This window comes from Pseudomonas sp. A1230 (genome assembly GCF_044218825.1).
GTDB classification, from domain to species: Bacteria; Pseudomonadota; Gammaproteobacteria; order Pseudomonadales; family Pseudomonadaceae; genus Aquipseudomonas; species Aquipseudomonas iridis.
Genome location: NZ_CP162582.1, coordinates 2156511 through 2171389, shown reverse-complemented (window position 1 = coordinate 2171389; position 14879 = coordinate 2156511). Strand labels below are relative to the sequence as shown.

The 14879-nt window shown below is 57.7% G+C and carries 13 protein-coding genes; all 13 read right to left on the bottom strand.

All coding sequences use genetic code 11. The features are described from left to right. Positions 1-20 precede the first annotated feature (20 nt). The 13 genes from AB4P97_RS10260 to AB4P97_RS10200 all read right to left on the bottom strand — a co-directional run bounded on the left by AB4P97_RS10260 (position 21) and on the right by AB4P97_RS10200 (position 14827). Complete coding sequence (locus tag AB4P97_RS10260; RefSeq protein ID WP_395602594.1) at positions 21-1223, bottom strand: hypothetical protein; 1203 nt, start codon at positions 1221-1223, stop codon at positions 21-23. A gap of 202 nt (positions 1224-1425) precedes the next feature. After that, positions 1426-2070 carry a hypothetical protein gene (locus AB4P97_RS10255; protein WP_395602593.1) on the bottom strand — a complete coding sequence of 215 codons (645 nt, stop codon included), beginning with the start codon at positions 2068-2070 and terminating at the stop codon, positions 1426-1428. Between the two features lie 22 nt (positions 2071-2092). Then, positions 2093-3031 carry a carbohydrate kinase gene (locus AB4P97_RS10250; protein ID WP_395602592.1) on the bottom strand — a complete coding sequence of 313 codons (939 nt, stop codon included), beginning with the start codon at positions 3029-3031 and terminating at the stop codon, positions 2093-2095. A 13-nt stretch (positions 3032-3044) separates the two neighbouring features. Further along, entirely contained in the window at positions 3045-4541 is a 1497-nt protein-coding gene (gene xylB, locus AB4P97_RS10245) for a xylulokinase (protein ID WP_395602591.1), read from the bottom strand. Positions 4542-4697: 156 nt separating this feature from the next. Then, the gene (locus AB4P97_RS10240) at positions 4698-6170 is read right to left on the bottom strand and encodes a mannitol dehydrogenase family protein (protein ID WP_395602590.1); all 1473 of its coding nucleotides are present in this window, start codon (positions 6168-6170) and stop codon (positions 4698-4700) included. A gap of 19 nt (positions 6171-6189) precedes the next feature. Then, a complete protein-coding gene (locus AB4P97_RS10235) occupies positions 6190-7293 on the bottom strand; it encodes an ABC transporter ATP-binding protein (RefSeq protein WP_047301356.1) in 1104 nt (367 codons plus the stop codon). Positions 7294-7420: 127 nt separating this feature from the next. Further along, a complete protein-coding gene (locus AB4P97_RS10230; RefSeq protein WP_047301354.1) occupies positions 7421-8251 on the bottom strand; it encodes a carbohydrate ABC transporter permease in 831 nt (276 codons plus the stop codon). A gap of 8 nt (positions 8252-8259) precedes the next feature. Next, the gene (locus tag AB4P97_RS10225) at positions 8260-9186 is read right to left on the bottom strand and encodes a carbohydrate ABC transporter permease (RefSeq protein ID WP_047301353.1); all 927 of its coding nucleotides are present in this window, start codon (positions 9184-9186) and stop codon (positions 8260-8262) included. Between the two features lie 172 nt (positions 9187-9358). Next, positions 9359-10669: an ABC transporter substrate-binding protein gene (locus AB4P97_RS10220; protein WP_395602589.1), complete on the bottom strand. Its 1311-nt coding sequence runs from the start codon at positions 10667-10669 to the stop codon at positions 9359-9361. A 322-nt stretch (positions 10670-10991) separates the two neighbouring features. After that, complete coding sequence (locus AB4P97_RS10215) at positions 10992-11897, bottom strand: AraC family transcriptional regulator (RefSeq protein WP_150591942.1); 906 nt, start codon at positions 11895-11897, stop codon at positions 10992-10994. Between the two features lie 87 nt (positions 11898-11984). Then, on the bottom strand, positions 11985-12881 hold the full coding sequence (locus tag AB4P97_RS10210; protein WP_395602588.1) for a phospholipase: 897 nt from the start codon (positions 12879-12881) through the stop codon (positions 11985-11987). Between the two features lie 113 nt (positions 12882-12994). Beyond that, positions 12995-14302, bottom strand: a complete 1308-nt coding sequence (locus tag AB4P97_RS10205) for a glycosyltransferase (protein ID WP_047301346.1) — start codon at positions 14300-14302, stop codon at positions 12995-12997. A gap of 153 nt (positions 14303-14455) precedes the next feature. Next, on the bottom strand, positions 14456-14827 hold the full coding sequence (locus tag AB4P97_RS10200) for a response regulator (protein ID WP_042559289.1): 372 nt from the start codon (positions 14825-14827) through the stop codon (positions 14456-14458). Positions 14828-14879: the final 52 nt, after the last annotated feature.

The window sequence follows — 14879 nt, the reverse complement described above, 5'->3', positions numbered from 1 at the left end:
TTTTCAAGCAACGCGTCGCTTCAAAGTCCGGGAAGTGAAACCTGGAAAGCCTGCGCGCTGCCGGAAGGAGTCACGCCATACCCACCGCCAAGGGTGCCACTGATGGAAATTGTCCTCGCCAGGTTGTCTTCTGTCCCGGCCATTCCCAGTACTTCAGTCAACCCTTCGGCAGGGCTCCAAGTGTAGACGCCCAGCGGCGCATTCGAATCTGTGGGCACGCAGGTCATGATGGTCTTGTCGACGGCCTGGGCAAGTGCGTCGACCTGGATGAGATTACAGCCCGAAGGTACGGGTACATACGGAGCTTGATTGGACACTTGGCGCCACAACCGCGGCCGTACGATTTTCCCAGGCGTCGTATCCGTCTCCTTCACGACGATGAGGTCGTTTTCGTTGAAAAACTGGGTCTCGGTTGCGTAGCCATTCGCAGACGCCAGTGTTGTCGGCACTGCGTCGAAACTCGACCAGAAGGTCGCTTTGGACGGACCATTCGTGTAATGACAGGTTCCCGCGGCCTTATCGCTATTATTGATCGCGGTAACTTTGCAGTTGGTTGCATCTGCAGGCGTCTTGAGCGTGTTTACAAGATATTTAACGCCATCGTAGGTCGCGACCCTCGGGCTGTTGCCACAATTGAGCGCAACATTCGGAAGGCCGTTGTGGGCCTCATCGTTAATGTCGGCAACTTTGCAATTATCATAGCGGTTGGAAACCATGATTGGCTTTCCTTCACCGAACAGCGGCCATAGAACTGCCGTCTGTCGTGTTCCGATACTTTGTCCTGCTACTTGCCCGTGCAGGTTGGCGGCTCCAAACGAAGTTCTGAGATCCAGAATCAGAGGAAGGAGTTCGGTCGGCGGACCTGAGGGCGTATTAATAGACCATGTCACAACACCACTTATCCCTAGCAGCTTTTTACAAGTCCCCACCATCACATTGACTCCCATTTGATGAGGGTCGCAGGCCGAGCCCAAGGCCGGTGGCTTCAAGTTGATGAAGGTTGAAGGTGGACGGAAAAACCAGGCCAGCGTTGGGGTCTGATTTATGCAGGCGCCCAGTACGTTACCGTTGTCGGTAACCGCAGCGGTCAAACACGTCTTGCCAGTCGGTCCGACCAGCACGGCTTGCGGTGGCGCCGCTTGAGCGGGGCTGAGCATCGACATCAACAGCGGTAAAAGTACAGCGGTAGAAATGGCGGTTTGTCGCGCAAGGGATAAGTTCATGACGGATCTTCCATGTTCGTCGTTCAGGTTTTGCAAACAGGCGTCGATGCAGAATTCGATGTCCTGGCCTGACGGCACCGTGGATGTTAGTGGCGCTGTCGAACTTAGTAGAGAGGAGAGACAAGCCGCAGACAACTGGCATATCTGACAGGTGACAACCTCCTCTTTGCCATGTTAGAGCTCGCGGGTGACTACACGGGTGTTACAACCAATGCCAGAACCGACTCCAAAACCCGCGATTCAAGTCTTCCTTGCACCCGGCATATTGCCTTGCATACATGTCGGAACGATTCTGCACCTTGCGCGCCGTCGGCATCAGCCACGCCTTGCTGGCGTAGGTCTTGTTGCGATAACCGCCCCAGCCTTCGTGATAGTTGAGGTACTGGCCATAGGCGTCGTATTTGTAGACGCCGTTGATCGAGGTGGTCTTGTCCATGTACCAGCCGACGAAGTCGATGGCGTCGTCGAAGTCTTCGCGGTCGGCCCAGTTTCTGCCGGTGCTTTTCTGGTAGTCGGACCAGACTTCATCCTTGGCCTGCGCATAGCCAGAGGCGGTCGAGACGCGGCCCCACGGAATTATCCAGAGCAGGTATTTGCGTGGAGTCTTGGCGTCGTAGCGGTAGCCGGACTCCTGATACATGATCGCGAACGGCACCTGGATCGGTACGCCCCAGCGCTTTTGCGTGACTTGCGCGGCGTCGTACCAATCGCTTTTTTCCCGGAAGATCTCGCAAATGTTTTCAGGCGAGCGGGGCGGCGAGGTGCCGCAGCCCGTCAACAGCGCCGCGAGTACCAATAGTCCAATTGTCTGCCGAGAATTCAAAAGCCGTCGTCCTGTGATGCGCATAAAAGGGCGACAGTTTACGCGTTCAGGCCAATTGATGACGATAGGGCAGATCCGGGCCGGTCTTGCTGCACGTCAGCGCCGCCGCTTGCACAGCGAACTTGAGCATCGCGTCGATCTGCTCGCGAGCCAATTGCTGCACGCCTTCGACCGAGTCCAGACCCTGTTCGGTCAGCCAGGTAATCAATGCAGCCTGGAAGGTGTCTCCGGCGCCAACGGTATCGGCGATCTTCACGGAACAGGCTGGCACTGACCAGGAGCCGTGGGCGCGACTGAACACGCTTGCGCCTTCACCGCCACGGGTGAGGAATACCATGTGGCAGCGATGCTCCAGCCAGCCTTCGATGACCCGCTGCGGATCCTGCTCGGGATAGAGCAGGCTCAAGTCTTCATCACTGACTTTGATCAGATCGGCCAGTTGCACCAGCGTGGCGATTCGCTCGCGCCACAGATCGATGTTCGGCTCGGGATTGAGGCGTACGTTGGGGTCGAGGCTGATCAGGCGTCTGCCGCTTTCACGCTGCACCAGCGCCAGCAGTGTGTCGGCAATCGGCTGCACCACCAGGGAAAACGAGCCAATGTGCAAGCCGCGTACTTCGGGGCCTAGCGTAGGCAGATGCGCCAGGCTCAGTTGCCGGTCAGCGCAGCCTTCACCGCGAAAGCTGTAATGCGGCGAGCCATTGGCACCCACGGCTACCATCGCCAGCGTGGTTGGTGAAGCGAAGTCCACCAGATAATCCGGGCACACACCTTCGTCCTGCAGCACTTGTTGCAAGCGGCGGCCGAGGTAGTCGGTGGACAGCCCACCGAACAAGGCCGAGTCCACACCCAGACGGCGCAAACCCACCGCGACGTTGAACGGCGAGCCGCCAGCAATCGCCTTGAAATTCACTTTCGAGGCCAGACCACTGGCATCGTCTTCGCTGAAGAAATCAAACAGCGCTTCGCCACACACCAAATACATAATTGTTTGCTCTTTATAGGGTTGCGACATGCTGTTGATAGCGTTCATAAGCCTGCTGGAACGCCGCGACATTGGCGGCGTTCGGCAGGGTTTCACTGCTCAGGTCAAGCTTCACGCAGCGCTGGCAAAGATCGGCCAGCGTGTCTTCGTGGCCATTGGACCATGACTTGCACCACGCGGCCTGAATCGCCGCGCCAAGGGCGGCCGCTTCGCTCTGTTCGGTGCAGATGACGGGGGTGTCCATGATGTCGGCGACGATTTGTCGCCACACGGCGCTTTTCGAACCGCCGCCGATCAGGCAAATGCTGCGGCTTTGTAAACCATTGTGCCGGAGTAAATCCAGTCCATAGCGCAAGCCGAAGGTCGTGCCTTCGATGGCGGCGCGGCACAGATTGGCCTGCGTCAGGTTGTCCAGCGTCAAGCCGTGCAGGCTTCCGGTGGCGTGGGGCAGGGCGGGGACGCGCTCGCCGTTGAGGAATGGCAGCATACACACGCCTTCAGCCCCGATAGGGGCTTGGGCGACGAGGGTGTTGAACTGATCGAGATCGAGTTCGAACAGTTCGCGAATCGCGCCGGTGGCGTTGGTCAGGTTCATGGTGCAGATCAGCGGCAGCCATCCGCCGCTGGAGGAGCAAAAAGTCGCGACCGAAGCATCCGCACTGACCTTCGGCGCATCGGCGTAGGCGTACACAGTGCCGGACGACCCAAGGCTCATGGTGATCGCACCGGGCTGGATATTGCCGGTGCCGATGGCGCCCATCATGTTGTCACCGCCACCGCTGGACACCAATGCGTTGCGGTTGATGCCCAGGTGTTCGGCAATCGCGGGCAGGATCGTGCCTACCGCTTCGTGCGAATCGATCAGCTCCGGCAACGCCGCTTGCAGGCGTCCGCTGGGGTCGATGTCGCGCAACAGCTGCAAATCCCACTGGCGGCTGCGGACGTTGAAATAACCGGTGCCGGAAGCGTCGCCGTACTCGCTGCAGGCTCGCCCCGTGAGCCAATAGTTGAGGTAATCGTGGGGCAGAAGGACGCGAGCGATGCGCGCGAATACGTCTGGGTGCTGTTCTTTGGTCCAGAGCAGTTTTGACACGGTATAACCCGGGGCGATGACCACGCCGAGGCGTTCCAGAGAGCCTTTTTCACCGCCCAGATGGGTGAGCAATCGGTCGTTTTCAGCGCTGGTTTCGGTGTCGCACCAGAGTTTGGCCGGGCGCAGGACTTCGCCTTCATCATCGAGCAGCACCAGACCGTGCTGCTGGCCGGAAACACCGATGCCGAGGATTGATTGGCCGTCGACATCCGCCGCCAGCAGCGCCTGGCGGGTGGCGAGGGCGAAAGCTTCAAGCCATTGGTGAGTGTCTTGCTCGCGACGGCCATTGGCGCCGCTGATCATCGTGTGCGCCGCGGCGCCCTGGCCGAGCACCTGACCGCTGGCGGCATCGAGGATGATCGCTTTGGTGCCTTGAGTGCCGCAGTCTATGCCGAGGAAGAGTCGTCGGGTTGTCACAAGAATATCCTCAAGGAGTCAGGTCAATCCGGGTGTGGCCAATCGCTGGCAAGCCAGCTCCCACAGGGTTCTCAGTCGTTCACAAGTATTGAGTGCCATCGAGAAAGTGTGGGAGCTGGCTTGCCAGCGATGACGTCGGTAGCTTCACCGCATAACTCAGGCCAGCACACGCTCCAAAGTCCGCGTAACACCCACCTCGCGCAAACTATCGCAGCACCATTCAAACGCTGCGACAAACTCCGCCGACCTCGGTATCGCCGTGCCGAAAATCTCCTCGACCGCCAACAAACGCTCCGTCATCGAAGCATCCTCCGCCACCAACGCCTGACAAAAAACAGCCCGCGGATCAGGAATGGAATAGGTATCGCCATTCTCATCCACGCCTTTCAAATACAACGCCCAGGCCGCCACCACCAACGCCGCGCGGCGGGTCTCGCGCCCATCGGCGATCAACCGGTTGATCGTCGGAACAGTGAACTTGGGAAACTTCGACGAACCATCCGAACACACCCGCTCAAGCTGATCGGCAATCGCTTGGTTAGAGAACCGCGCTACCAGCGTGTCTTTGTAATCGTCCAGGTTGATACCCGGCACCGGCGCCAGTTGCGGCGTGACATCCAGGTCCATGTAAGCGCGCATGTAACGCACGAACAGCGGGTCGTTCATGGTTTCGTGAACAAAACGATAGCCCTTCAAAAACCCCAGATAGGTCAGCGCCAGATGGCTGCCGTTGAGCAATTTGATCTTCATCTCTTCGTACGGCGACACGTCGTCGGTGAACTGCACGCCAACCTTCTCCCAGGCCGGGCGACCGTTGACGAATTTGTCTTCCAGCACCCATTGCACAAACGGTTCGCAGACCACCGGCCAGGCGTCGTCCACCGCGTGTTTGTCGGCGAGCTGCAGACGGTGCGCGATGCTGGTCATTGGGGTGATGCGGTCGACCATTGCGTTGGGGAAACTGACGTTCTGCTCGATCCAGTCGCGCAGCCCCGTGTTGCGCAGGGTGGCGAAGGCCAGCAGCGCCTTGCGGGTCACCGCGCCGTTGTGCGGCAGGTTATCGCAGGACATGATCGTGAACGCTGGCGTGCCTGCGCCACGGCGTTTCTCCAGGGCCGCGCAGAGGAAGCCGAACACGGTTGTCGGTGCGCCCGGGTGCGCCAGATCGTGCTGGATCTGCGGCAGATGCGCCATGAATTCGCCGTTGCTGTCGTCGATGCAGTACCCGCCCTCGGTGATGGTCAGCGAGACGATGCGGATCTGCGGATCGGCGAGTTTGTCGATCAACGCCTGCGCGCCGTCTTCGGCCAGGAGCATGTCGCGAATCGCGCCGATGACGCGTACTTCGGTGTCATCGCTGTCGCCGAGTTCGAACAGGGTAAACAAGTAATCCTGCTCTTTGAGATCGTCGCGGGCGCGGCGGTCTTCGGCGCGCAGGCCGACACCGCAAATCGCCCAGTCCAGAGCTTCGCCGGTGTTCATCAGCGCGTCGGTGTAATACGCCTGATGCGCCCGGTGAAAGCCACCGACGCCAATGTGCGCGATGCCCTGGCGAGTGTCGCTGAGGCTGTAGGCCGGCAGTTGCACTTCGGCGGCGAGGCGGTTGAGATTCTGTTTGTTCAGTTTCATGGGAAAACTCTCGAAAAAATCAGGCAGCCGCACGCAGCGGACGGGCCAGCGCCACGCCTTCGGCATCGAATAAATGGCAGTGGGCGGCGTCCAGATAAAGATTCAGTTGCTCGCCATATCGGCTCGCCAGATCACCGCGCACACGCATGGTCAGAGCTTCGCCTGCGCTGGTTTTGACGTGGCAAAAGGTGTCGCTGCCCAGACGTTCGCTGACATCGGCGGTGACTTGCAGGGTGCAGTCGCCCGGTTGTGCCAGCTCCAGATGTTCCGGGCGAATACCCAAGGTCACAGCGCTGCCGACGCTCAGGTGAGCGGCGTTGAAAGGCAAGGTAATGCGGGTACCAGCGTCCAGCGCGACTTCGCAGCTTGGGCCTCCGACGCGGGTAATCTTGCCCTTGAGGAAACCCATTTTCGGTGTGCCGAGGAAACCGGCGACGAACAGGTTGGCCGGGCTGTGATAGAGGTCCAGCGGCGAGCCGACCTGTTCGATCCTGCCGCTATTGAGCACCACGACTTTATCGGCCATGGTCATCGCTTCGACCTGGTCGTGGGTCACGTAGATCATGGTCGCTTGCAGGTCCTTGTGAAGGCGCAGCAATTCCAGACGCATCTGCACGCGCAGCGCCGCGTCGAGGTTGGACAGCGGCTCGTCGAACAGGAAGATTTTCGGATTGCGCACGATGGCGCGGCCGATCGCGACACGTTGACGCTGACCGCCGGAGAGCTGTTTAGGTTTGCGCTCAAGCATCGGCCCGAGCTCAAGAATGCGCGCCGCCTCACCAACTTTCTGCTCGACTTCGGCTTTCGGCACACCGGCCAGATCGAGGGCGAAGGACATGTTCTTTTTCACGGTCATGTGCGGGTACAGCGCGTAGGTCTGAAACACCATCGCCAGGTCGCGTTTGGCCGGGCTGACTTCGGTGATGTCGCGGCCATCCAGTTCGATGGTGCCGCCGCTGACTTCTTCCAGGCCTGCGATCAGGCGCAGCAGCGTGGACTTGCCGCAGCCGGACGGGCCGACGAAGACCACGAATTCCTTGTCGTTCACTTCCAGGTCGATGCCCTTGATGATGGAGAAACCTTCGAAGCCTTTTTGCAGATTCTTGATTTTCAGGTTGGCCATGGTGATGGGCCTCCGCATTGTTGTTTTTTTAAGATCAAAAGATCGCAGCCTGCGGCAGCTCCTACAGGGGGACGGTGTGCTCTGTGTAGGAGCTGCCGAAGGCTGCGATCTTTTGCTTCTGAAATATCTACTTCACAGCGCCAAACGACAGCCCGCGCACCAGTTGTTTCTGGCTGATCCAGCCGAAGATCAGAATCGGCGCACAGGCCAGAGTCGACACCGCCGACAACTTGGCCCAGAACAATCCTTCGGGGCTTGAGTACGAGGCGATCAACGCGGTCAGTGGTGCGGCTTTCGAGGAAGTCAGGTTCAGCGACCAGAAAGCTTCGTTCCAGCACAGGATCAGCGACAGCAGCACGGTCGAGGCGAGGCCGCCCTTGGCGATTGGCAGCAGCACGCGGACCATTTCCTGCCACAGCGTGGCGCCGTCGAGGCGGGCGGCTTCGAGGATGTCTTTGGGGATGTCCTTGAAGTAGGTGTAAACCATCCAGACCACAATCGGCAGGTTGATCAGCGTGTAGATCACGATCAGCGCGATGCGCGTATCGAGCAGGCCGAAACTCTTGGCCAGCAGGTAGATCGGCATCAGCACGCCGACTGGCGGCAGCATTTTTGTGGAGAGCATCCAAAGCAGCGTGCCTTTGGTGCGCTGGGTTTCGTAGAACGCCATCGAGTAGGCGGCCGGCACTGCAATCAGCAGGCTCAGCGCGGTGGCGCTGAAGGAAATCACCACCGAATTCCAGGCAAAACTGAAGTAGTCGCTGCGCTCGTTGATGTGCAGGTAATTCTCCAGCGTGGGCGTGAAGATGAACTGCGGCGGCGTGGCGAAGGCGTCGATTTCGGTCTTGAAACTGGTCATCACCATCCAGAAGATCGGGAAGAAAACCACGATCGCGATGGCCCAGGCCAGGGTGCCGAGCAGCAGGCTTTGCAGCCGGCGGGATTGTTGAAGAGTCATGGCAGGCCTCAGGCTTTGTCAGTCAGGTTTTTGCCGATCATCCGCACCAGAATGATCGCGGCGATGTTGGCGATGACCACGGCAATCAAGCCGCCCGCCGAGGCCATGCCGACGTCGAACTGCACCAGCGCCTGGTTGTAGATCAGGTAGGCGAGATTGGTCGAGGCGTAGCCGGGGCCGCCGTTGGTGGTGGTGAAAATCTCGGCGAACACCGACAGCAGGAAGATCGTTTCGATCATCACCACCACCGCAATCGGCCGAGCCAGGTGCGGTAGCGTCAGATGCCAGAAGATGGCGATGGGACCTGCACCGTCGAGGCGCGCGGCTTCTTTCTGCTCCTGGTCGAGGGACTGCATGGCCGTCATCAGGATCAGGATTGCGAAGGGCAGCCATTGCCACGAAACAATGATGATGATCGACAGCAGCGGGTAGTGCGCCAGCCAGTCCACCGGTTGTGCGCCGAACAGTTTCCAGATGTAGGCGAGGATTCCCGACACCGGATGGAAAATCAGGTTCTTCCAGATCAGCGCGCCGACCGTGGGCATGATGAAGAACGGCGAAATCAGCATGACCCGCACGATGCCACGGCCGAGAAACTCGCTGGCCTCCAGCAACGCGCTGATCAATACGCCGAACACCACACTGATCAGCAACACGCTGCCGACCAATAACAAGGTGTTGGTGGCGCCGGGCATGAAGCCCGAATCGGTCAGGAAATAAGTGAAGTTCTCAAGCCCCACGAACTGGTTTTCACCGGGGTAGAGCAGGTTGTAGCGGATCATCGAGAAGTAAATGGTCATGCCCAGCGGCACGATCATCCACAGCAGCAACAAGGCCACGGAAGGGCTGACCAGAAACCAGCCGGGATTGGCCACGCGACTTTTGCGCTGCGGCCGGGACAGGTCGATTTGGGCTTTGGCAGTTGAAGTATTCATGGTGATCACAACCGGTTGGGTGCAGATACATGTTCAGGAAAGACGCATTCCTGACATCGACGCGAACCCTGTGGGAGCGGGCTTGCCCGCGATGGCGATTTAACAGCCGACATCAATGTTGAATGTGCCGGCCTAATCGCGGGCAAGCCCGCTCCCACAGGTTTAGTGGCGGTTACTTCGGATAACCCGCGCGCTTCATCTCGCGTTCAGTGGTCTGCTGCGCTGATGCCAGCGCCTGATCCACCGTGGTCTGGCCGATCAGCGCCGCCGAGAACAGCTTGCCGACCTGCGTACCCACCGCCTGGAACTCAGGGATGGTCACCAATTGAATACCGATGTACGGCACCGGTTTCAGCGTCGGTTTGCTCGGGTCGGCGGCTTTCAGCGATTCCAGCGTGACCTTGGCAAACGGCGCGGCCTTCATGTAGGCATCGCTGTAGGTCGTGGCGCGCGTGCCTGGCGGTACGTTGGCGATCCCGTCCTTCTCGGCAACCAGTGCGCCGTATTCTTTCGATGTGGCCCAGGCGCTGAAGGTTTTCGCGGCATCCTTGGCCTTGGAGCTGGTCGGAATCGCCAGCGCCCACGAATACAGCCATGCCGAACCTTTGTCGGTGACTTGATGCGGTGCGAAGGTGAAGCCGACGTGGTCGCTAACCTTGCTCTGGGTCTTGTCGGTGACGAACGAGCCGGCGACGCTGGCATCGACCCAGATGGCGCATTTGCCGCTGTTGAACAGCGCAAGGTTTTCGTTGAAACCGTTGCTGGAGGCGCCCGGCGGGCCGGATTTCTTCATGGTGTCGACATAGAAGTTCAGCGCGTTTTTCCACTCGGGCCCCGTGAATTCCGGCTTCCACTGTTCATCGAACCAGCGCGCGCCATAGGCATTGGCCACGGTGGTGATCAACGCCATGTTTTCGCCCCAACCGGCCTTGCCGCGCAGGCAGATGCCGTATTGCTCTTTATCTTTGTGGGTGAGTTTTTCCGCGAAACCAGCGATCTGCTCCCAGGTCGGACGCTCTGGCATGGTCAGGCCGGCCTCCTTGAACAGGTCGGTGCGGTAATAGGTGATCGAGCTTTCGGCGTAGAACGGCAGGGCATACAGCGAACCCTTGACCGACAGACCTTCGCGCACCGACGGGAACACATCGTCCAGGGCGTAACTGGCCGGCAGGTCTTTCATCGGTTCAAGCCAACCCTTGGCGCCCCACAGTGCAGCTTCGTACATGCCGATGGTCAACACGTCGAACTGCCCGCCTTGAGTGGCGATGTCGGTGGTCAGGCGCTGGCGCAGGACGTTTTCTTCCAGCACGACCCAATTGAGCTTGATGTCCGGGTGCTCGGCCTCGAAGGTTTTCGAGAGCTTCTGCATGCGGATCATGTCGCTGTTGTTGACGGTGGCGATGGTCAGGGTCTGGGCGCCAAGGCTGACGCTGCTGAGGGTCATGCAGGTGAGGGCAAGCAGAGCTTTTGCAGTGGGTTGCATCGTGCACTCCTTTTTCTGCACCCCGGGGGAGGCAGAAGGACGGTTATTGTTTTTGTGTCTTCCGAATGCAGGAAGAATGTGTGCTGATTACAGCGTTCAATCGCAGGACTGACAAATCATCCATCGCACTTCGACTGATACTTTTTTGTACTGCACTTTGACGGGGTAAACGCAGGAAAGGGGATTGCAGCGTGGGGAGGACATCGGATATGTACAGGTTTACAGAGATTAATAGCCAAGTTCAAAAGATCGCAGCCTTCGGCAGCTCCTACAGAAGACCGGTGTAGGAGCTGCCGAAGGCTGCGATCTTTTGATCCTGCTTTCAGCTGTGGTTTTGCTCAGTCAGGCGCTGCACCGCCAGGCGTCGATAATGCGAAGGCGTCATGCCCTTGAGCTGCTGAAAGCGCCGATTGAAGTTGGAAATATTGTTGAATCCCGACTCGAAGCACACATCTGTCACCGGTTTATCCCCATCGGCCAACAGCTCGCAGGATTTGCTGATGCGCAAGCGATTGACGAACTCGATGAAGGTGCGCCCGGTCGCCTGTTTGAATACGCGGCTGAAGTAGGTCGGTGTCATGCCCAGATGCTCGGCGACTTCTTCCAGGGAAATGTCCCGGGCGTAGTGGCTGAAGATGTAATCGACCGCGCGGTTGGTGCGATCGATATTGTGCTCGTCCGCCAGTTGCGGCGTGGTGGCGCCGGACAATAACTGGAAATCATCGCTGGCCGCGAGCAATTCCATGAGGATGAAAAAGTGCCCAAGCCGAGTGATGCCGCTACTGTCGGCGATTCGTTGCATCAACGTCATGGCCTGGCGAATCGTGCGTTTGCAGCGGAACTCAATGCCGTACTGAGCACGCTCCAACAATGGCGCAAGCGTCTTCAATTCGGCGAACACCTGGTGGCCGCTCTCGAACAACTCATCAGTGAAATTGACCAGCATGTCGCGCTTTTCGACGATTTCGTCTTCGGCCACCTGGCTGATCCAGTTGTGCGGCAGATTGGGCCCGGTGAGAAATAGCGATTCCGGATAGAAGTTGCCGATGTAGTCGCCGATGAACACCTTGCCCGAACTGGCAACGATCAGGTGCAGCTCGTATTCCTTGTGAAAATGCCAACGCACCAACGGGCAGGGAAAACCATGCTGGCGGTAGATGATGGACAGCCCGTTGTGGTCATCCATCAACTCGTAAGAGGGGTCGGTCACGCGTGCGGTGCGGGTCATGGCTGGGCGCTTTTTTTGTTATCGCCTGGCGATCATGCCTCTTTCAGGGCGCAGGGTGCCAGTCCGATACCTCAATAGGCTGGCTGATCAACCCTGAAGAGCCTTTTTGCTCGCCTTCTTGAGATTTGCCAGATAACAGAAATAGACGATCTTGGAGCTTTTAATAAAGTCGAAGTTGATGATGCTGCATTTTTCCGCCCAATCACTTTTTGCCGGGTCGAACCATTCGTCGAGGTCTTTCAGCATTCTGACTGGGCCACCCGCGTCATAGACGGCAGCCGACAGCGACCACGGCGCCCGTTGCCCGGGAGGATTGGCCAGAACTTCAGTGATATAAAGTTTTAAACGCGAGTGAGAGAAAGTATCTTCAAAAATTTTTGAAGCGTCGCTGCCGGCCCATCGATGCGGGGTTTCAGATGCGAAGATTTTTCTATCAAGACTGCTGTTATAAGGCGCGGTGACCAGGACTCGCTGAGGCCGGCTGGTTGCCTTTAATTGTCCCAGCGTCAGGTTCATGTTTTCTGTCGGTATGATGTGTTCTCCAAGGTGCTCCTTCATCATGTCGCTGAAGTAGCCGAAGTCGAACCTTTCGTCACCATGTTCGAGTTTGTGAAAGTCCAGAATGATGAACTCGTTAAAGCTTCGTTCGAGAAAAGCTTTAATGTCGCGAATAAGATCAGCCAGTGTGCGCGAAGACCGGGCTCCGTTATGTACGAAACGAAATTTCTCAAGTCCGCTCGCTTTGGCGTTATAGATCAGGCGTACATCAAGCGCCCGGGCGCCGCGATTTAGCTGGCTGTAGAAGGGCACGTCCTGACAAGCGAACCAATTACGCGTGAATACATTGGAGTAAGAGGCCTCCAGGTCGCAGCCCGCATTGTGCGTACCGGGCAATGTCATTTCTTTAAGCGATAGATTGTCGCATTCAGGGGTCGCTCTCATCCACTCGTGAGCGGGGAAATATTTAAAACTAATCGGTGTCATGGTTACATCCTGCTGGCTTGGTAAGTTGTTTAAGTTAGCTGCGCAGGATGTATATAACGAATGACAGAGATTTGACTAATGATGATGTTGTTCGAGTTGTGTGTTATCGGATCTTAAGTGTCGCTGTCTGGCGCAATGTTACGATTCTTTGCCTCAATCCACTGTGCCATGTACTGAGTGCTTTTGTGGGAGTGGTGGCGCAGCATGTTTCCGATAAAGTTACTGGATCTGAGTTGTTTCAGGTTTAGTTGGTAATTGATCAGTTTTTTTATCAATGCCGGGCCATGAATTGAAATAGGGTAACGCTCATTGAGCAATACTGTTCCTGCAAGTTGGCTCGATTGCCAGCGTACCTCATCGGTATAAAGTTGAACGGCATTGTTCGCGAAGTCGCTTGCCGTTTGTGTGACCGCGCCGGGCCAAGGGAGATCCCCGTGCATGCCTTCGGCGCCGATTGGCGTGGTTACGCTAGGTGTTCCGCAGAGCATGGCGTCAACCAGTTTGCCCTTGATGCCGGCACCGAAACGCAGGGGGGCCAGACAGACCCGCGCTGCCGACATAACCTGCAAAGCATCTTCAGCCCAGTTCATGATGTGAAACCCTTGCGCCGCATTATGCAGCGCCGTGGCTTTGGGCGGGGTGTACGCACCATAGATATGCAGTTGCGCCTGCGGCAGTTGCTGGCGGATCAGCGGCCAGATCGTGGTCTTCATCCAAAGCACGGCATCCCAGTTGGGCGCGTGGCGAAAATTACCGATGCTCAGAAAATGCGCGCGTTCCTCGAACGGGCGAAATGCTGCTGTCGGCGACTCGATCATCAACGGGCACCAGTGCAATAGTTGTCGCGGCAGCCCGAACTGTGACACCAGCAGATCTATCTCGACCTCGGAAATCATCAAGTTCAAGTCACAGCGATACAGCGCAGCGATTTCACGCTTGGCCAGGTCGGTATCGGCCATCAACTCAAACTCTTCGCGCAATGCCGGGGCGAACAAATCGCTGAAGTCATCCTGATCGTCGTTGATTTTCAAACGATCCTTCTGACGTTGATGGCGGGCATGTCGCAAACTTTGCAGGTCGGATGTTTCCAGAACACGCAGGGCGTCTGGACAATGCTTTTCCACCCGCCAGCCGAACTGTTCTTCCATCATGAACTGGTCGAACAACACAATGTCGGGTGCCAGGTCTCTGATGAAGGTATCGAAGCTGCTGTTATTGAGTTCGATCGGTACTTCGCGGATCCCCAGTGCAGACAAATCGGCCTTGTGCTCACCGGGCCCCGCCGGGCTGCTGAAAGTGATGTCCCAGCCTTGGGCCAGGAACGTCTCGAGAATCTGCATTACGTGCCCGCTGGCAGCGGAGGAACGGGGTTCGGGCCAGACATAACCAATGACGAGAACTTTGGTTGCAGGCTGACTCATAACGCGAATTCCTAAACATACGGTGGGGAAAAAACAGCGCGAATTAAAACACAAACCGGACAGTGTCCGGTTTGTCGATATCCGTTGGGAGGGGCGTCGAGGCGTAGAGTGTACGGCGCTTCCGGGAATCCGGTCGTACCAGGGACTACATGATCAAGTGCCTTGAGTTTCCAGAATTCCCTTCACCTTGTCGCGTAGTTCGTCAATCGAAAATGGTTTGCCGATAACGTGCATGCCATCTGGCACATCGATACTTTCGGCGTAACCACTGGCAAACAGGATTGGCAATTCGGGACGCATTTTACGCGCTTCCAGGGCCAGTTCGCGGCCATCCATACCGGGCAAACCGACATCCGTCATCATCAGATCAATGTGCCTGGTTGTATCCACGAGAATTTCCAGCGCCTGTTCGCTACCGTCAGCCTCCAACACTTTGTAGTCCAGTTCCTCGAGGACATCGACGATCAGCATGCGCACGATGGCATCGTCTTCGACTACAAGGATGGTGGAAAGGGTGGCGGACATAATTAAGCTCTCAAGGGTAGGGTTGGGGCGCGCCGGCCGATCAAAAATACCG